Genomic DNA, 16,835 nt, shown 5'->3' with positions numbered 1-16,835 from the left:
CGACTTGGTTGGCGCTCCCCAGACCTTGGTATGGGGTCCCGGCGAAGGCGGAAGCCGGGCTATGAAGTTCGCCATGCTCGCCCAGCCCTTCCCTTCGCCCGATAGCTCGCCGTTCGGACGCCGCCTGCGGCTGGGCGGCGCGGCCGCGATCGCCGCCGCGGTCTTCGTGGTCGACACCTTCACGCCGCTGTCGAGCGCGGTGGCGGTGCTCTACGTGCTGGTCCTGCTGCTGGTCGGCGAGGACCTGCCGGGCCGGCGGTTGTGGGCCGTGACCCTGGCCTGCGCCGCCCTGGCCACGACCAGCTTCGCCGTCGCCCACGGCCGTGCGCCGCACCTTGCCCCCACCCTGCGGCTGCTGGTCAGCCTGGCGGCCCTGGGCGTGGCGGCCTTCCTCACCGGACGCAACCAGCAGGCCCGCCGGACCCTGAGCCTCAGCGAGGCCCGCTATCGCACGATCTTCAACACCCTGGCGGTGTCGATCTGGGAGCATGACTTCCGGCCGGTGCAGGCGGCGCTCGACGCCATCCGCGCCCAGGGCGTGACGGATCTCGCCGACCATCTGGCGCGGCATCCCGAGCTGGTGCGCCAGATCAAGGCCAGCGTCCGTATCACCGACGTCAACGCCACGGCCCTGACCATGATGGGCGTGACCGACAAGGCCGACTTCTTCGACCGGCTGGACGAGCTCCTGCCCGAGACCGACCAGACCTTCGCCCAGTTCCTGGTCGCCTTCGGCGAGGGCCGGCGCAGCTTCGAGACCGAGACGGTGGTGCGCAGCCGCACCGGCGAACTGATCCCGGTGATCGTGGCCCTGAACTTCCCGTCCGACGCCCGGGGGCTGGACCGGGTGCAGGCCTCGATCGTCAACCTGACCGAACGCCGGCGGTTGCAGGAGCGGCTGGACCGCGCCCGCGCCGAGCTGGAGCACGCCCTGCGGGCGGCGACCCTGGGGGTGCTGTCGGCCTCGATCGCCCACGAGGTCAATCAGCCGCTGGCGGCGATCTCCAACGCCGCCGGCGCCGCCCAGCGCTGGCTCGACCGCGACACGCCCGACCTCGACGAGGCCAAGGACGCCGTCGCCGACGTGGTGACCGCCGCCGCCCACGCCGCCGAGGTGGTGCGCGGCATCCGCGGCCTGATCGCCCAGGCTCCGGCCGAGCGCGAACCGCTGGCGGTGGACGGCTTGCTGGCGGCGTCGGCCCGTTTCGTGGCCCGCGAGGTCGCCGAGCACGGGGTCGAACTGGTCCTTGAGGCTCAGGCCGGCGAGACGGTGGTCCACGGCGACCGGGTGGTGCTGCAGCAGGCCCTGGTCAACCTGATGCTCAACGGCGTGCAGGCCATGGCCGGCGGCGCGGTGCGGCGGCTTTCCGTGCGCTCGACCCGCGAAGGCGACGAGGCGGTGATCGAGATCGCCGACACCGGACCGGGCTTCTCGCCGGAAGCGGCCGAACGGGCTTTCGACGCCTTCTACACGACCAAGTCCGGCGGCATGGGCCTTGGCCTGGCCATCTGCCACTCGGCGGTCGCCGCCCACGACGGGCGGATCGCGATCCTGCCGAGCGACGCCGGGGCGCGGATCGAAATCCGGCTGCCGGCGGCGGGCTAGCCCCAATCGCCGCTACTGACGGAAGTCGCTCGCAGCGATTGGCAAATCGCCACTGACCTCAACTGCGCTTGGTTGCCCGCTTACTACGGCCGTCTGAATATCGATCAGGCGCCGTTCAAGCGCGCCAAACAATTTCACCCAAAATCCCACTGCAATCAGACCGGTGCCAAGCGCAAAAAGGAACCCGCCGATGGCGGCAGGACTACGATCCAGTGGTGAGCTCGCTGCGGAGATCAGAACTCCCAAAACCAGCGAGACAACGCCCCCAATAAAATAACCCTTTCCGGTACCGATACGCGGCGGCTCAATTTTCGACATCCTCTCCCCCTGGGCTCTGGCCATCGCCAAGCGCTACCACAGAGAGAATTTCACCAAAAGGTAGAGCTAGAATAGCGAACGTCCCTACCCAGCTGCTCGGTCCCTCTCCAGCGCCTCGGCCATGCGGACCAGCTCCGCGAAGGAACCGGCCTGCATCTTCTTCATCAGGCTGCCGCGGTGGAGTTTGACGGTGATCTCCTGGAGGCCCAGTTCGCCAGCGACCTGCTTGTTGAGCAGGCCGGTGGTGACCAGGGTCATGACCTGCTGTTCGCGCGGGGTCAGGCCGTCGAAGCGGGCCTTCACCTCGGCGACGTCGCGAGCTAGCTGGCGGCGTTTTCCGTCCTTGGCCAGGGCGGCGGTGACGGCGTCGATGACGTCCTGGTCGCGGAAGGGCTTGGCGAGGAAGTCGACCGCCCCGGCCTTCATGGCCCGCACGGTCATCGGCACGTCGGCGTGGCCGGTCATGACGATGACCGGCGCGCGCACCCGGCGAGCGGCCAGGGCCTCTTGAAGATCGAGGCCGCTCATCTTGGGCATGCGCACGTCGACGAGGATGCAGCAGGCGCTGTCGGGCATCGGCGCATCCAGCAGCGCCTGGGCCGAGGCGTAGAGCGCCGTCTGCAGGCCGACCGAACGGAACAGCTTGTCCATCGAGCCGCGAAACAGCTCGTTGTCGTCGACGATCACCACGGTCTGGACCGCTTCTTCCGCCTGCCGTTCCGTCTTGGCCATCCCCGCCTCCACCAAGCTAAGCTGGGGCCCCCGCCCCGTTTCCGACAAGCGCCGCCTCAGGCCTCGTCGAGCATCGTCTTCAAGCTGGCCTCGATCCGGTCGGGCGCACAGGGCTTTTCGAGAAAGTCCCGGGCGCCGGCCGCCAGGGCCTGGTCGCGCATGTCCGGAAAGGCCGTGACCACCACCACCGGCAGGTCAGGATGGCTGCCCCGCAGGCGGCGCAGCAGATCCAGGCCCGATATCTCGGGCATGTGGATGTCGGTGACGACCACGGCCCAGGTCTCCGGCCCGGAGGCCAGGAAGCTCGCCGCCGAGCCGAACACGCCGACCTCCAACCCGAAGGAGCGGATCAGCCGCGCCAGGCCGGAACGGACGAGGGCGTCGTCGTCGATGACGGCGATGGCGCGCCGGCGGGACATGGCGTTTCTCTAAGCACGCCCGGAACTTGGACGCTGACAAACGAGCCTTAGCCCCCCGGCTCCGACGGCGACACCCATACAGTAGTTTAGGCGCGGGGCGCGGATGCCTCGAAGCTGCGCGGCTCGCCCCGGTCGATCGGGCTCGGCGGACGCGGGACGGCGTCGCTGCGGACAGGGGCCGGCGCGGCCAGGCCGTCGTGGGCGAAGTCGTCGACGGCGATCACCTCGGCCACGGCCTTGTCGGCGGCGTCGAGGGCGGCGGCCTCGTCGGCGGTGATCAGACCCTGCTCCCAGGCGAGGCGACGGTCGCGAACCTTGGCGGCCTTCAGCCGGTCGTGGATCGGCTGGGTGGCGACCACGCGCTCGAAGGCGTCGATCAGTTGGCCGACCGCCTCGTCCTTGCCGCCGACATAGACGTTCTCGACCAGGCGGTCGCGGGTCTCGGACGGCTGGATCAGCAGCTCGGCGCAGGCGCGGGTGAGGTTGTCCGACGGCCCGCGACGACGGGCGCCGAACGGCAGGATGGCGGCGCGCAGCAGCCAGCCGGCCAGGCGGTTGGGCAGGTTGGCGAACAGTTCGTCGAAGCGCTGCTCGATGGTGGCGAAGGCCGTGTCGGCGCACCGGTGCAGCAGCGGGAAGTCGGCGTCCTGGCGGCCCTCGTCCTCCCAACGCTTGAGGGCGCCGGACAGGAAATAGAGCTCCGACAGGATATCGCCCAGCCGCGCCGACAACATCTCGCGGCGCTTGAGGTCGCCGCCCAGAGTCAGCAGCGCGATGTCGGAGGCCAGGGCGAAAGCGGCCGAGTAGCGGCCCATCTGGCGGTAGAAACGGGTCGCCCGGCCGGCGTCGGGAACCGGCGAGAGCGCGCCGCCGCTCCAGCTGCGGGCCACCGTGCGCAGGCCGTTGCGAAGGCTGTGGGCGACGTGCTTCCAGAAGGCCTCGTCGAAGCGGTCGAGATCCTGCTCGCCGATCGCCAGGATCTCTTCGAGCATGTAGGGGTGCGCGCGGATCGCGCCCTGGCCGAAGACCATCAGGCTGCGGGTCAGGATGTTGGCCCCCTCGACCGTGATGCCGACCGGCACGGCGCGGTACTGGGCGCCCATGTAGTTGCGCGGCCCCTCGATGATCGCCTTGCCGCCGTGCACGTCCATGGCGTCGTTGACGACGATGCGCATCCGCTCGGTGGCGCCCGACTTCAGCAGGGCCGAGATCACCGACGGATGGTGACCCAGATCCAGGCCCGTGCAGGTCAGGCGGCGCGCGCCGTCTACGAGGTAGGCGTTGCCGGCGATGCGGGCCAGGCGCTCCTGCACGCCCTCGAACTTGCCGATCGGCACGTTGAACTGGCTGCGCACCCGGGCGTAGGCGCCGGTGGTCAGGGCGCTGAAGGCGGCCGCCGCGCCCGACAGGGCCGGCAGCGAGATGCCGCGCCCGGCCGCCAGCGCCGTCATCAGCATCTTCCACCCCTGCCCGGCCCGCTCGGCGCCGCCGATGACCAAGTCCATGGGGATGAAGACGTCCTTGCCCCAGTTGGGACCGTTCTGGAAGGTCTGGAAGGCCGGCAGATGGCGGCGGCCGATCTCGACCCCGGGCGTGGTGGTCGGGACGAGCGCGCAGGTGATGCCGACGTCTTCCTCACCGCCCAGATAGCCGTCGGGGTCGCGCAGCTTGAAGGCCAGGCCCAGCACCGTGCAGACCGGTCCCAGGGTGATGTAGCGCTTGTGCCAGTTGAGCCGGACGCCCAGCACCTCGCGGCCTTCCCAGGTTCCGCGGCAGACCACGCCCTCGTCGATCATCGCCCCGGCGTCCGAGCCGGCCTCGGGGCTGGTGAGGCCGAAGGCGGGCACTTCGCGGCCGTCGGCCAGGCGGGGCAGCCAGTGGTCCTGCTGAGCCTTGGTCCCGAAGCGCAGGATCAGTTCGCCCGGCCCCAGCGAGTTGGGCACCATGGTCGTCACCGCCGCCGAGACCGAGCGGGTGGCGATGCGGCGGACGATCTCGGCGTGGCCGAAGGCGGAGAAGCCGAGGCCGCCGTACTTTTTCGGGATGATCATCCCGAAGAACTTCTGCTCCTTCAGGAAGCTCCAGACCTGCGGCGGCAGATCGCGCGTCTTCCAGGTCATGGTCCAGTCGTCGAGCATGGCGCAGAGCTGCTCGACCGGGCCGTCCATGAAGGCCTGCTCGTCGGGGCGCAGATGGGGCTTGGGGAACGACAGCAGTTCGTTCCAGTCAGGATCGCCGGTGAACAGGGCCGCATCCCACCAGGTGTCGCCAGCGTCGATGGCGTCCCGCTCGGTCTGCGACAGGGCCGGCATCACGCCTTGCGCCCACTGGAAGATCGGCCGGGTGAGGAGGTCCCGGCGCAGGGAGGAGAAGCTGGTCATGACGCCCGCCTTGGTTACTGGTCGGGGGTCAAACGCGTTTCGAAGCCTGAGCGATCCTTCCGGGATCAAGGAACCTCCCCCTATGGGGGAGGCGATCGCGAAGCGATCGGTGGGGGGTGTGGCTGCGACGAACAGCCAACGCCCGGCGGCTGAAAACGTCCCCCCACCGGCCTTCGGCCGCCTCCCCCAGAGGGGGAGGTTCTAGGTGGTTGGATATCCTCCCACCTCCTTCTCGTCGTCGATGACGCGGCCGGTTCCGGTCTTCACTTGGCGCAGGATGCGCAGGTCGATGGCGTCGCGGTCCCAGGGCCTGGCGCCGGCCGTGGCCAGGACCGTCGCTTCGACCTTGGCGGCAGGTAGGGGCTTGAAGCCCTTTGGCCATAGCGGCGGTCGCGCCAGCCGGCGGACCGTCGGCAAGGGCGTCGAGGGCAGCACCCGCAGCTCCGGCATCGGGCGGCCGTCGGCGTAGGCGGCGCGGTTGTCGCGGGCGTAGAGGTCCAGGTCGCCCTGGCCTTCGACGATCAGGAACGGCAGGTCGGGCCGGGTCGACGCGCCACCTTTCACGATATTGCCGACCAGCGCCAGCTGGCCCACCTGCCAGGCGCGGCCCTCCCATTCGGGGCCGTTCAGCGCGTAGTGCATGGCCCGCGTCCCCGGGTCGTAGATCAGGTTGTTGGCCGAGACGGCTTGGACCGCGCCCTTGAACAGCTGATTGCGCTCCAGATTGTGGGCGTAGAGGTTTCCGACGATCAGCACCTCCGTGGCGTTGTCGTGGATCAGGGTGCCCTTCGAGTGCTCGCCCTTGACGTGGCTGGCGTGGGACAGGCCCTCGGCGACGATGTTGTTGCTGAAGGTGATGCGGCGAGAGGTTCCGTTCCGCCAGGCCTGCACCGTGTCGCCGCCGTCGAAGCGCGGGCCCGAGGCCGAGAGGTTCTCGTCGGTGGCCCAGGCGATCGAGCAGTGGTCGACGATCACGTCATGGGCCTTCCAGCAGGTGATGCAGTCGACCTCCCAGCCGCTGCGGTCGGGGGCGCCGTCGCGGCCCGCGCGGACCCGCAGGTGGCGCAGGACGACGTCGTGGCTTTCGACCTGGATCCCACCACGGATGAAGGTGATCCCCGGCGACGGCGCGGTCTCGCCGGCGACGGTGAGGAAGGGCTCGCGGATGCGGATGCTCTTGCGGGCGAGGTCGATCACCCCCGCGACGTCGAACACCACCTTGCGCGGGCCGGCCGCCTCGACGGCGGCGCGGAACGAGCCGGGGCCGTCGGGGGCCAGGGTGGTGACACGGATGATGCGACCGGCATCCCCGCCCTTCGCGCTGGCCCAGCCGGCGGCGGCGAGGTCAGATGCCTTGGCCCAGGCTGTGGCGGGCAGCAGCAGGCCCGCTCCTGCCAGGACGGCGCGCCTGTCGATCAGCATGAGGTCTTTCATCGTCGGCCCTCTGGCTCGCACTGAAAAAGAAGCGGCGGAGGACCGCAAGGGTCCTCCGCCCAAGCCGCCTTCGAGCCCTGGGGGGACAGCCGAAGGGGACGGCCGCCGCACGGAGGGGCGCGGACGGCCAGTGGTTCAGGCGCCGCTAGTACTTGTAGCGAACGCCGATCCGGTAGTTGGGGCCGCTGCCGCCGTAGGAGAGGATCACCGGGTCGGTGAAGGTGAAGCGCTCGGACTTCTCGTCGGTGATGTTCAGCGCCTCGAAGGTGATGGCGACCTGTTTGAGCGGCTGGTAGCGCATCGAGAAGTCGACGTTCATCGTCGATTTCGCCCCGTCGAACTCGTTGATCAGCGGACCGTCGCAGGCCGAGCCGTTGGCCTGCAGGCCCGGGTCGCAGTTGCCCGATCCGACCGGGTACTTGGTGTAGTACTCATCGCGCTGGGCCATCGAGACGCGGGCGTTGAACTTCTTGGTCTCGTAATAGACCGTGAAGTTGACCCCCTTGGGCGAGGCGCCGAGCCAGGGGCCGGTGCCGTAGACCGGCGCCTTGGTCACCGCGCCGGTGGTGGCGTTCACCGCGCCGGGATCCAGGATGTACTTCAGCTCGGTGTCGAGCTTGGTGACGTTGAACTGGACGCCGAGGTTCTTGAAGTACCAGGGCAGGAAGGTGAAGTCCTGCTGGTAGCTGAACTCGAAGCCCTGCAGCACCCCGCCCGGCGCGTCGCGGACCTGGCGGGCCAGCATGACGTTGTCGGCGTCGATATAGGCGCGGCGGAAGACGTCGCCGCCGGTCTCGCCGGGGAACTGGGCCCGCAGCTGGGCGATGGCGTCGGCGTCGAGGAAGGCCGACAGCGGGGCCTCGTAGAAGACCGTCTGCGGGTAGGAGTCGATGTCCTTGCGGAAGTAGCCCAGGCTGATCAGGCCGCCTTTGGCGAAATACCATTCCGCCGCCACGTCGAAGGCCTTGCCGCGGAACGGCGAGAGCTTGGGATTGCCGACGGTGAGCGTGCCGCCGGTGACCGAACCGTCGCCCGGGATGCTGACCCCGGTGATGGCCGGCGACAGGTTGCCCAGCAGCGGACGGGCCATGACCTTGGCGGCGGCGAAGCGGATGTAGAGGTTGTCCCAGGCCTCCCAGGTCAGGTTCCCGGACGGCAGGGTGTCGCTGTACTTGTTCTCGCCGGTGATGCGGCGGCCGGCCGTGGTCTCGCCGGCCGACTCGACCTCGGTTTCGGCCTGGCGCACGCCGATGTTGCCGAACAGGCGACGGCCGCCCCAGACCTCGTAGTTGAAGCCGAACTGGGCGTAGTAGGCGAGGTTCTTCTCGGCCACCTCGAACGAGGCCGAGCGGTTGCGCTTCCGGGTGATGCGGAAGTCGCCGTACTTGTTGATGCAGTTGCAGGTGAAGCCGAAGACCTTGTCGAAGGCTTCCAGGCTGGGGGCGAAGAAGCGGGTCGTCGAGCCGGCCGGCACGTCGAGGCCCTGGCCGAACTCGATCACCTGGCCGAGCGAGGCGACGCTGACGCCGGCTTCCTTTTCGGTGGGGTTCAGGAGGTCGTTGTTGCGCTCGTACTGGTCGGTCGAGAACTCGTACTTGCGGCCGGTGACGCCGAACTTCAGGGTCCAGTGCTCGTCGACCTCGTAGGTCACGTCGCCCTTGATCCCATTGTAGGTGTTCAGGGTGTTGCGCGTGTAGTTGCGCATCCCTGAGAAGCCCTTGACGATGCCCCACTTGGTGGGGTCGGCGGCGTCGAAGCCGGCGTCGAAGCGCGGCATGCCCTTGGCGCCCCGCTCGTCGAAGATGAAGGCCTCCTGGGCGTCCATGTAGTTGAACTCGACCAGGGTGCCCTGGTTCTTGTTCTCCGAGCGCGAGGCGCCGTAGGCGACCACGGCCTTCAGCTTGTCGCTGAACTCGTGGGTCACTTCGGCCGAGACCTGGCGGAAGTCGGTGGTGTAGGCGCCGCGGTCGGCGCCCGAGCGCCAGTCGACATTTCCGAGCTTCAGATATTCGGCGTTCTGGCCGACCACCTCGGCGTCGAGCAGCTTGACCGACGGGCGGCCGATCAGGTCGCCACGGAACGGCAGGGACGTGGCCGAGCCGGCGTAACCGGGCGAGGACGGGTTGGTGTAGTACTCGTAGGGATCGAGATTGTAGGGGTTGTAGCTGTAGGCGTAGCCGCTGACCGGGGTCGAACCGTAGAGCTGCTGGCCGCAGTCCTGGCCGGGGTTGAGGTCGGTCTCGGCCGTGAAGGTGCAGCCGCCGGGATAGAGGGCGCGGCGCTGGGCGTCGGTCATGGCGCTGCCGGCGCGGGCCGTAGCGGTGGGGGTGTTGGCCCCGTACTGGTAGCTGGCGTTGGTGTTGTTGCGGTTCAGCCCTACCGGCGAGAGCTGGTAGTTGGTGCTGACGCTCTCGAACCGCGAATAGAGGCCGTCGACCGACAGCTTGGTGCGCGGGCCGATCTCGAACTGGAACGAGCCGGTCAGGCCCAGGCGCTCGGTCTCGACGTCGCGCTGGGCGATCGAGGGCAAGGCCGGGAAGCGGATCAAGCTGTCGTTGCAGCCCGGCGAGACGGGGGTCAGGGTCGCCACCGACTGGGCTGCCGCGGCGGCGCAGTTGGGATAGAGCTTGGCGTAGGCGGCGGGGTCCGAGCCGGTCAGTTCCGCATAGGCGGCCGGATTGGCGATCGGATTGTAGTAGTTGGCCGGATTGGCCTTGTAGGCGTCGAGCGCGGCCCCGGTCAGGGTGGTCGGGATCAGGGCGGTGAACACCGTGCCGGTGGGGGCGGCGAAGCCCGCGCGGCCGGGCAGTTCGTCGCCGGTCCAGGTCGAGCCGCGATAGGTGTAGTCGGCCGAACCGCCGCCCCGGGCGTAGGTGTCGTCCTCCGAGGTGCGCTTGGCGTAGGCGGCCGACAGCAGTAGGCCCACCCGGCCGTCGAGCCAGCGGTTGGACACCAGGCCCGTGATACGCGGGCTGTGCTTCTTGCCGTTCTCGTAATAGCTGTCCTCGGCCGACAGGGCGAAGGCGCTCTTCTTGTAGTCGAAGGGCCGGCCGGTGATCAGGTCGACCGTGGCCCCCAGCGAACCTTCGTCGGCCTCGGCGGACGAGGACTTGCGCACCCGCACCGAGCTGAACAGCTCCGAGGCGAAGGCGTTGAAGTCGAAGGCGCGCGAGCGGTTGGGGCTGGCGCCGGAGTCGTTGGCGGCGCCGGTCGACAGGGCCTCCATGTTGTTGATCCGTACACGGCTGAAGTCACCCGACAGGCCGCGCACGCTGATCGTGCGGCCCTCGCCGTTGTCGCGGTCGATCGAGATGCCCGGCAGGCGCTGCAGGGACTCCGCGAGGTTGGAGTCGGGGAAGTCGGCGATGTCCTCGGCGTTGATGGCGTCGAGCATGACGTCGGAGTTCTTCTTGGTGTCGATAGCGCTGCGCAGGGCGGCGCGGTAGCCGGTGACCACGACCTCGCTGACGGCGTTGTCGGTGATCGGCTGGTCGCCGGCCGGCGGCGCGGCCGCCTGGGCCATGGCGAACGCGGGCGAAAGCAGCACCGCCAGCGAGGCTCCGGCCAACAGCCGCGTCCGCGGCATGGCCTTGTTCTGAATGGTCATTTCCCTTTTCCCTCCCATTATGGATCGCGCCCTCGGACGCGTCGGATTTGGCGCGAGCGCTCCCGTGCGCCGCGCCAGGGGCGCGGCGGCGGGAAGGCCGTTGCTGATCTCTTGGTGTGGTTTCGGACGGCCGGCGGACCGGCCGTCAGGTCAGGCTCTACGCACTAGACATCGTCGCTCACCCTCCTGGGCTCGTGATCGGATCGGCGGCCAGCCAGTCCAGGGCGTTGCTGAGCCAGCGGGCCTGGAGCGGCGGGGCCATGTCGGGAAGCCGGTGGACCAGCGCCCGTATCGCCCCCTTGCGAGCGATCAGGCTGGCCGCGCCATTGCGGCGGTCGTGGTCGCGGCTGTAGGCGGCGATGACCTCGACGCTCTCCCCGTCCACGATCAGGCCGTTCGAAGGCTGGCCCTCGACCTGGTGCAGCACGCTCATAGCGCGGTCGGCGGGGATCCCGGCGAAGGTCGGGTGGGACCGGACGTAGTTCCAGTTGCCCATCCACGGGGCGCGCAGGCCGCCGACCTGGCCGGCGTAGGTGAAGAGGCCAAGGCTCGCGAGTTGCCGGGCGACGCCTTCGGCAAGGCCGTCTTCCTGCACCATGGCCAGCAGCGGGGTTCCGGCGGCGACGGCGGCCAGCACGTCGGCGGGCAGTTCGCCGAGCACCAGCTCGACCTTCTCGCCCTTCTTGGGCTGGGCCTCGAGGCCGGTCTGCTCGCCGACCTGGCGGCGGACAATCTCTTCGGCCTTCAGGCCCGAGGCGACGATCCCGTCGTAGCGGACGCCGGGCTTGAAATCCTCGACCACCACGCCGGGCTGCTTCTCCAGTTGGACGCGCAGGCTCCTGGCGACGCCGGAGACGGCGAGCTTCAGCTTGCGGCGCGGCGCGCCGTGCGGTGCGGCGACCCAGACCTCCCGGTCGGAAACCACCTCGCCCGAACCCGCCAGCACCAGACGGATCACGTGCCGCCCTTCCCGCTCGAAGGCCGGGGTGCGGACGCTTTCGGCGACCAGCCACGACAGGCGGTCGGGCTCGTGGGCGGGAACCGACCAGCGGCCCGCCGCCCGTTCGGCGCCGTCAGGACCGATCACGCTGAGCACCAGCTCGCCACTTACCGGCTTGCCCGTGTCGTTGAACAGCCAGAGGTCCAGCTCGGCCGCCTCGCCCAGCGCGTAGGCCAGCTTGCGCGGCTTGGCGACGGCCAGAACCGGCCGCAGGCTTTGGCTCATCAGCGCCGGATCGGCCTTGAAGCCGCGCAGCACGTCGACGATGCCCGAATGGTTCTCGATGGCCGTGCTTTCCCAGCCGGAGATAGCGGCGACATCGACCGTTTCGCCAAGGCGGATGTTCTCCAGGTAGTTGCGCCAGGCCTCGTAGGCCTTGGCGCCGACCGACAGGAACAGGGCCTCGGTGGTCGGGAAGGCCTTGCGGAAGCCCCAGCGGTCGAGAAAGGCGCTGGTCGCCCCTACGATCGCCTTGTGGTCCTCCAGGTCGTAGCTCTTGCCGCCCCTGGCCAGGATCTCGGCGACCATGGCCACGTGGTTGTCGGCGACGGCGCAGCCCTGCATCTCGCCGAACTCGACGATGAACGGCTTGCCGGTCTGGCGGTGGATGTAGTCGTCCTTGCCCGCATAGAAGCGGTCGTACCACTGGTCGCCGGCCCCCTGGTGCTCCACCCACCAGCCGCCCCATTCCTCGACGTCCGAGCGGTAGTAGTGGTCGTCATACGGCAGATACATGGCCTGGGCCGCGCCGCGCTTGACGAAGCCGTCGTTGAGGATGACCGCCCGGCTGGGGTCGAGGTCGTGCATGGCTTTGAGCACATGCTGCACATCGGGATTGGCCAGGTTCGCGCCGATCTCGTTCTGCAGGGTGTAGTGGGCCAGCGACGGGTGCGAGCGGAAGGCGCGCACCATGGCTTGGCACTTCTCGACCATGAACTGGCGGCTGAAGGCGTCGGCGGGGGGCAGAGCCTCGCCGGGCTTGAGGTCGCGGCCGATGGCGTGGCGGCCGCCGCCGGGCTCCATCACCCGCAGCAGGCCCATCTCGTCCATGGCCTGGAAGACCTCGGGCTTGCCGACGTTGCGGTGGAAGTGCAGCGCGTTGAGGCCCAGCGTCCGGGCCGAGGTGACCTCGCGACGGGCGAGGTCCTTGGTCGGCCACAGACCGTTGAAGCCCCAATAGCCCCAGGAGATCGCCGAATAGAGCCGGATGCGGCGGCCGTTCAGCCGCAGCAGGGCGTTGGTCCCCACGCCCTCGACGCCGAACCAGCGGAAGCCGAAGCGGACCTCGCGGGTGTCGGTTTCGCGCTTAGTCTCGGCCCAGGAAAGGCGTAGGCGGTGCAGGCGCGGCGTGTCGAGATCCCAGAGCTCGGCCTTGGGCGCGGTCACCGAGAAGCGGACGCGCAGGCGGCGGCCGCCTTCGAGGGCCTCCAGGGTTTCGAGCTTGATGTCGGCGGCGACCGGCGCCCCCTTGTCGTCGACGAGGGTCGCCGAGGCCTTGGCGCGCACGGCCTGCGGGCTCGCGGCGGGCTTTTCCAGCACCACGTCCATGAAGGCCGTGACCGCGCGCGGCTCCGGCGTGTTCAGCACCCAGGCGTCGTCGATGCGGGCGGCCAGCGGGTGGACGCTCAGCGTCAGGCCGCGATCGAGGCCGCCGAAGCCGTGCGAGGCGAAGAGCTTGACCTTGCCCCAGGCCATGGTGGTGCTGTCGCGCCAGTCGAACCGGCCGCCTGGATTGGTGATACGGATGGAAAGGCGGTTGGCCTGCCCCGGCTGCATCGCCGCCGTCAGGTCGCAGGCGAACGGCAGCTCCGACATGATCGAATAGCCGACCAGCCGCTCGTTCAGGAACACCTCGGCTCGCAGCCGCGCGCCGCGCAGGTTCAGCAGCACCCGCTTGCCCTTGGCGGACGCGGGGATGTCGATCGACCGCGACCACCAGGAGACGCCCTTGTAGGCGCCGTAGCGGGGCACGTCGTCGTCCTCGGCGTATCGATACTCGTCGGCGCCGTAGGGACGCGAGGCGAACCTGCCCCAGAAGTGCTCCTCGACCGTGGTCGGCAGGCTGACGGTGATGGCGTCGGGCGCCTGCAACGCCGTCCAGCCGCCGGTCGGCGGATTGATGGGCAGGGTCGGCAGATCGACGGCGCTGGGCAGGTGCAGCGCATCGTCCTTCCAAGACGCGCCCTGGTCGATCCACAGGCTCCAGCCCTCGTCGGGCACGACCAGGAGGTCGGCGGCCGAGGCGGGCGCGGCTTGCGCGATCCCGGTCGTAGCGAGGCCGGCGCCGCCGGCGGCCAGGAAGGAGCGGCGATCGAGCCTCACGGCAGCACCTTGCGGCGGGCGACGTCGAGACGGGCGGCGACGCCGGCGGGCTTGGCGAGACCCGGACGCGAGACGGGCTGGCCTCCGCCGATCCACAGTTCGACCGGTCCGGCCTCGACCGAACGCACGCCGGCCGCATCGACGACGCTGAGGGCCGCCGGATCGAGGTCGAAGGTCAGGGTTTTCGTCTCGCCGGCCTTTAGGGCCACGCGCTGGAAGCCCTTCAGCGACCGGACCGGCGCGCCGGCGCCGCCGCGCGAGACATAGAGTTGGGCCACCTCGTCGCCGTCTCGCTGGCCGGCGTTGGTGACGTCCAACGAGACCTTGACACCCTCGCCGGCCTTCACGGTCCTGGCCAGTTTCGGCTGGCCGTACTTGAAGGTCGTGAAGCTCAGGCCATGGCCGAACGGATAGAGCGCCTCGCCGCCGAAATAGCGATAGGTGCGGCCGGCCATGCCGTAGTCCTTGAACGGCGGCAGCTGGTCGGCCGAGCGGTAGAAGGTCAGCGGCAGGCGGCCGGAGGGGTTGAAGTCGCCCGCTATGAGACCGGCCACGGCGTGCCCGCCCTCGCCGCCCGGATACCAGGCCTCGACGATGGCCGGCAGCTTCGCGTCCGCCCAGTTCACGGCCATGGCCGAGCCGTTCATCAGCACCAGCACCACCGGCTTGCCGGTGGCGTGCAGACTTTCCAGCAACGCCTCCTGCGGGGCGGGCAGGTCGATGCGGGTGCGGTCGCCGCCGGCGAAGCCCGGGGCGCGGACCGACATCTCCTCGCCCTCCAGCTTGGCGGTCAGGCCGCCGACGAACAGCACCAGATCGGCGTCCTTGGCCGCGGCGATCGCGGCTTCGGCGCCCTGGCTGGGCCGGCTCCAGGTCAGGCGCTGGTCGCCGCGGTCGCCGTCCTGCCAGGCCTCGACGGTGATGGCGTGGGCCTGGCCGGCGGTCAGGGCGACGGCGCCCTCCGGCGTGGCGTCGGCCGGACGCTTCCAGGCGTCGACCACCACCTTGCCGTCGATGACGACGCGATAGCCGCCCTCGCCGCGCAGGGTGAAGCGGTGGACGCCGGTCTCGGTCGGCTTGAGATAGCCGATCCAACGCGTTGACGTCTGGCGCTTTTCCCGCTGCGGACGCCCCCAGGTGAGCTGGACGTTGGCGGCGGTCTCGACCTTGGCCTCGCCGGCCAGCGCCAGGCCCTGGAAGGTCTCGACCTTCACGCCCTTGGCGCTGCAGGCGGCGTCGGCGCAGAGGGCGTCATTGGGCAGGGTCGCCATCGGCGCGCCGACCAGGCCCGTGCCCTCGACATAGGCGACCTGGGCGTCCGGATAGCGGGCGCGGATCCCGGCCAGCACGGTCACCGGCTTGGACGGCGTGCCGTTGTAGTTGCCGACCAGGGCGTCGAGGCTGTCGGCGTTCGGGCCGATGACGGCGATGCGCTTCGGCGCCGCCTTCAGCGGCAGCAGACCGTCGTTCTTCAGCAGCACCATCGAGGCCTGGGCCGTCTTCAACGACAGGGCGCGGTTGGCCGGGGTGTCGTTGTCGGCCCGGGTGATCGCTGCGTAGGGGCCGCTGGCCGGCGGATCGAAGAGGCCCAGCTTGATGCGGGCGACGAACAGGCGGCGGACGGCCTGGTCGAGGTCGGCTTCGCTCATCAGCCCGGTCTTCACCGCCTCGACGATCGGGCCGATCTCGGCGCTCTTGTCGGCCCCGAACTCGGCGCAGATCAGGTCGGTCCCGGCCTTGATGCTGACGGCCACGGCCTGGGCGGGCGTCTTCACGTAGGAATGCGAGGTCGGCAGGAAGACGTCGGCGATGGCGGCGCAGTCGGAGACGACGTGGCCCTTGAAGCCCCACTTTCCGCGCAGGGTGTCCTTCAGCAGAAAGTCGCTGGCGCAGGCGGGCACGCCGTCGACGGCGTTGTAGGCGCACATCACGGCCTCGACCTTGCCGCGCTTCACCAGGGCCTCGAAGGCCGGCAGGTAGGTGTCGGCCAGATCGTGCTTGCTGGGATGGATGTCGTCGTGGTGGCGGTCGGCCTCGGGACCGCTGTGCACGGCGAAGTGCTTGGCGGTGGCGGCGGTCTTGTAGTGGGCGGGATCGTCGCCTTGCAGGCCCTGGACGAAGGCGACGCCGAAGGCGGCGGTCAGGTGCGGGTCCTCGCCCCAGGTTTCCTGGCCCCGGCCCCAGCGCGGATCGCGGAAGATGTTGATGTTGGGCGACCAGACGGTCAGGCCGCGATACTGGGCGACCGCGCCGTCGGGACCGCGCTTGTCGAGGTATTTGGCGCGGAACTCGGTGGCGATGGTGTCGGCCACGTCGTGGATCAGAGGGACGTCCCAGGTGGCGGCCATGCCGATGGCCTGCGGGAAGACCGTGGCCTCGCCGGCCCGGGCGACGCCGTGCAGCCCCTCGCTCCACCAGTTGTAGGCCGGGACGCCCAGGCGCGGGATGGCCGGGGCGGCGTGCTTCAGCTGGCCGGCCTTCTCTTCCAGCGTCATGCGCGAGACGAGGTCGGCGGCGCGGGTCTCGGGCGACAGGCTCACGTCATGGAAGGCGTCGGCGGCGAACGCGGCGGCCGGCGCCGTGGCCAGCGTCAGGGCCAGCATGGAGACGAGGCCGAAGCGACGGCCAGGAACGGAAACACGCATCAAACATCGCCTCGGGAAGAATTCAGGTCGCGCAGCAGCTTGCGGTCGGGACGCCAGACGACGGCGCGCTCTCCGCCGAGATCGGCGCGGGCGCCGCTGGAAGGATTGACCAGGCCGTAGCGGCGCTTGTCGCGGATTTCGAAACGGCCAAGACCCGGCAGTTCGACGGCCTTGCCCTCGAGCAGGGCCTGGCGGATCTGGCGGCACAACGAGCGGGTCAGCATGTCGCCGACATCTGTCTGGAACGCGCGGCCGATGTCGAAGACGGGCTCCTCGGCGGGCCGGACTTCAGCCTCGGCGCGGCCGTCCGGCGACGCTTGCGAGTCGCGTGCAGAGCTGTTCATGGCGCCGCCTCCCCTTCCCAATCGCAG

General features: G+C 69.7%; 10 protein-coding genes. 1 reads left to right on the top strand and 9 read right to left on the bottom strand.

Translation table 11 applies throughout. The annotated features are described in order from the left end of the window. The first annotated feature begins 61 nt into the window (after positions 1 to 61). Entirely contained in the window at positions 62 to 1,606 is a 1,545-nt protein-coding gene (locus tag AC1RRS_RS21085; RefSeq protein ID WP_492856872.1) for a sensor histidine kinase, read from the top strand. Positions 1,607 to 1,618: 12 nt separating this feature from the next. Here AC1RRS_RS21085 and AC1RRS_RS21080 read toward each other — a convergent pair whose 3' ends face one another. The 9 genes from AC1RRS_RS21080 to AC1RRS_RS21040 all read right to left on the bottom strand — a co-directional run bounded on the left by AC1RRS_RS21080 (position 1,619) and on the right by AC1RRS_RS21040 (position 16,808). Next, positions 1,619 to 1,924: a hypothetical protein gene (locus tag AC1RRS_RS21080; RefSeq protein ID WP_492856871.1), complete on the bottom strand. Its 306-nt coding sequence runs from the start codon at positions 1,922 to 1,924 to the stop codon at positions 1,619 to 1,621. 84 nt (positions 1,925 to 2,008) lie between these two features. After that, positions 2,009 to 2,656, bottom strand: a complete 648-nt coding sequence (locus AC1RRS_RS21075; RefSeq protein ID WP_492856870.1) for a response regulator transcription factor — start codon at positions 2,654 to 2,656, stop codon at positions 2,009 to 2,011. Between the two features lie 56 nt (positions 2,657 to 2,712). Continuing rightward, the gene (locus AC1RRS_RS21070; protein WP_487291439.1) at positions 2,713 to 3,075 is read right to left on the bottom strand and encodes a response regulator transcription factor; all 363 of its coding nucleotides are present in this window, start codon (positions 3,073 to 3,075) and stop codon (positions 2,713 to 2,715) included. A gap of 86 nt (positions 3,076 to 3,161) precedes the next feature. Further along, on the bottom strand, positions 3,162 to 5,456 hold the full coding sequence (locus AC1RRS_RS21065) for an acyl-CoA dehydrogenase (protein WP_492856869.1): 2,295 nt from the start codon (positions 5,454 to 5,456) through the stop codon (positions 3,162 to 3,164). Between the two features lie 201 nt (positions 5,457 to 5,657). Beyond that, positions 5,658 to 6,890: a pectate lyase family protein gene (locus AC1RRS_RS21060; protein WP_492856868.1), complete on the bottom strand. Its 1,233-nt coding sequence runs from the start codon at positions 6,888 to 6,890 to the stop codon at positions 5,658 to 5,660. A gap of 145 nt (positions 6,891 to 7,035) precedes the next feature. Further along, positions 7,036 to 10,497 carry a TonB-dependent receptor domain-containing protein gene (locus AC1RRS_RS21055; protein ID WP_492856867.1) on the bottom strand — a complete coding sequence of 1,154 codons (3,462 nt, stop codon included), beginning with the start codon at positions 10,495 to 10,497 and terminating at the stop codon, positions 7,036 to 7,038. 178 nt (positions 10,498 to 10,675) lie between these two features. Then, positions 10,676 to 13,819 (bottom strand): sugar-binding domain-containing protein, encoded by a 3,144-nt coding sequence (locus AC1RRS_RS21050; protein ID WP_492856866.1) that lies wholly within the window; start codon positions 13,817 to 13,819, stop codon positions 10,676 to 10,678. Continuing rightward, positions 13,816 to 16,464: a glycoside hydrolase family 3 protein gene (locus tag AC1RRS_RS21045; RefSeq protein ID WP_492856865.1), complete on the bottom strand. Its 2,649-nt coding sequence runs from the start codon at positions 16,462 to 16,464 to the stop codon at positions 13,816 to 13,818. The genes AC1RRS_RS21050 and AC1RRS_RS21045 overlap by 4 nt, the downstream gene beginning before the upstream one ends. Continuing rightward, positions 16,464 to 16,808: an HU family DNA-binding protein gene (locus AC1RRS_RS21040; protein ID WP_492856864.1), complete on the bottom strand. Its 345-nt coding sequence runs from the start codon at positions 16,806 to 16,808 to the stop codon at positions 16,464 to 16,466. Before AC1RRS_RS21040 ends, AC1RRS_RS21045 begins: the two co-directional genes overlap by 1 nt. Positions 16,809 to 16,835: the final 27 nt, after the last annotated feature.

It is taken from the genome of Caulobacter sp. GW821-FHT12A07 (assembly GCF_058807655.1).
Note: the sequence above shows the minus strand (reverse complement) of the source record. Positions and strands in the feature narration are given on the sequence as shown.

Coding starts and splice junctions, on each gene's coding strand:
- AC1RRS_RS21085 (WP_492856872.1), top strand. CDS start 62: ATGAAGTTCGCCATGCTCGCCCAGCCCTTCCCTTCGCCCGATAGCTCG.
- AC1RRS_RS21080 (WP_492856871.1), bottom strand. CDS start 1,924: ATGTCGAAAATTGAGCCGCCGCGTATCGGTACCGGAAAGGGTTATTTT.
- AC1RRS_RS21075 (WP_492856870.1), bottom strand. CDS start 2,656: ATGGCCAAGACGGAACGGCAGGCGGAAGAAGCGGTCCAGACCGTGGTG.
- AC1RRS_RS21070 (WP_487291439.1), bottom strand. CDS start 3,075: ATGTCCCGCCGGCGCGCCATCGCCGTCATCGACGACGACGCCCTCGTC.
- AC1RRS_RS21065 (WP_492856869.1), bottom strand. CDS start 5,456: ATGACCAGCTTCTCCTCCCTGCGCCGGGACCTCCTCACCCGGCCGATC.
- AC1RRS_RS21060 (WP_492856868.1), bottom strand. CDS start 6,890: ATGAAAGACCTCATGCTGATCGACAGGCGCGCCGTCCTGGCAGGAGCG.
- AC1RRS_RS21055 (WP_492856867.1), bottom strand. CDS start 10,497: ATGACCATTCAGAACAAGGCCATGCCGCGGACGCGGCTGTTGGCCGGA.
- AC1RRS_RS21045 (WP_492856865.1), bottom strand. CDS start 16,464: ATGCGTGTTTCCGTTCCTGGCCGTCGCTTCGGCCTCGTCTCCATGCTG.
- AC1RRS_RS21040 (WP_492856864.1), bottom strand. CDS start 16,808: ATGAACAGCTCTGCACGCGACTCGCAAGCGTCGCCGGACGGCCGCGCC.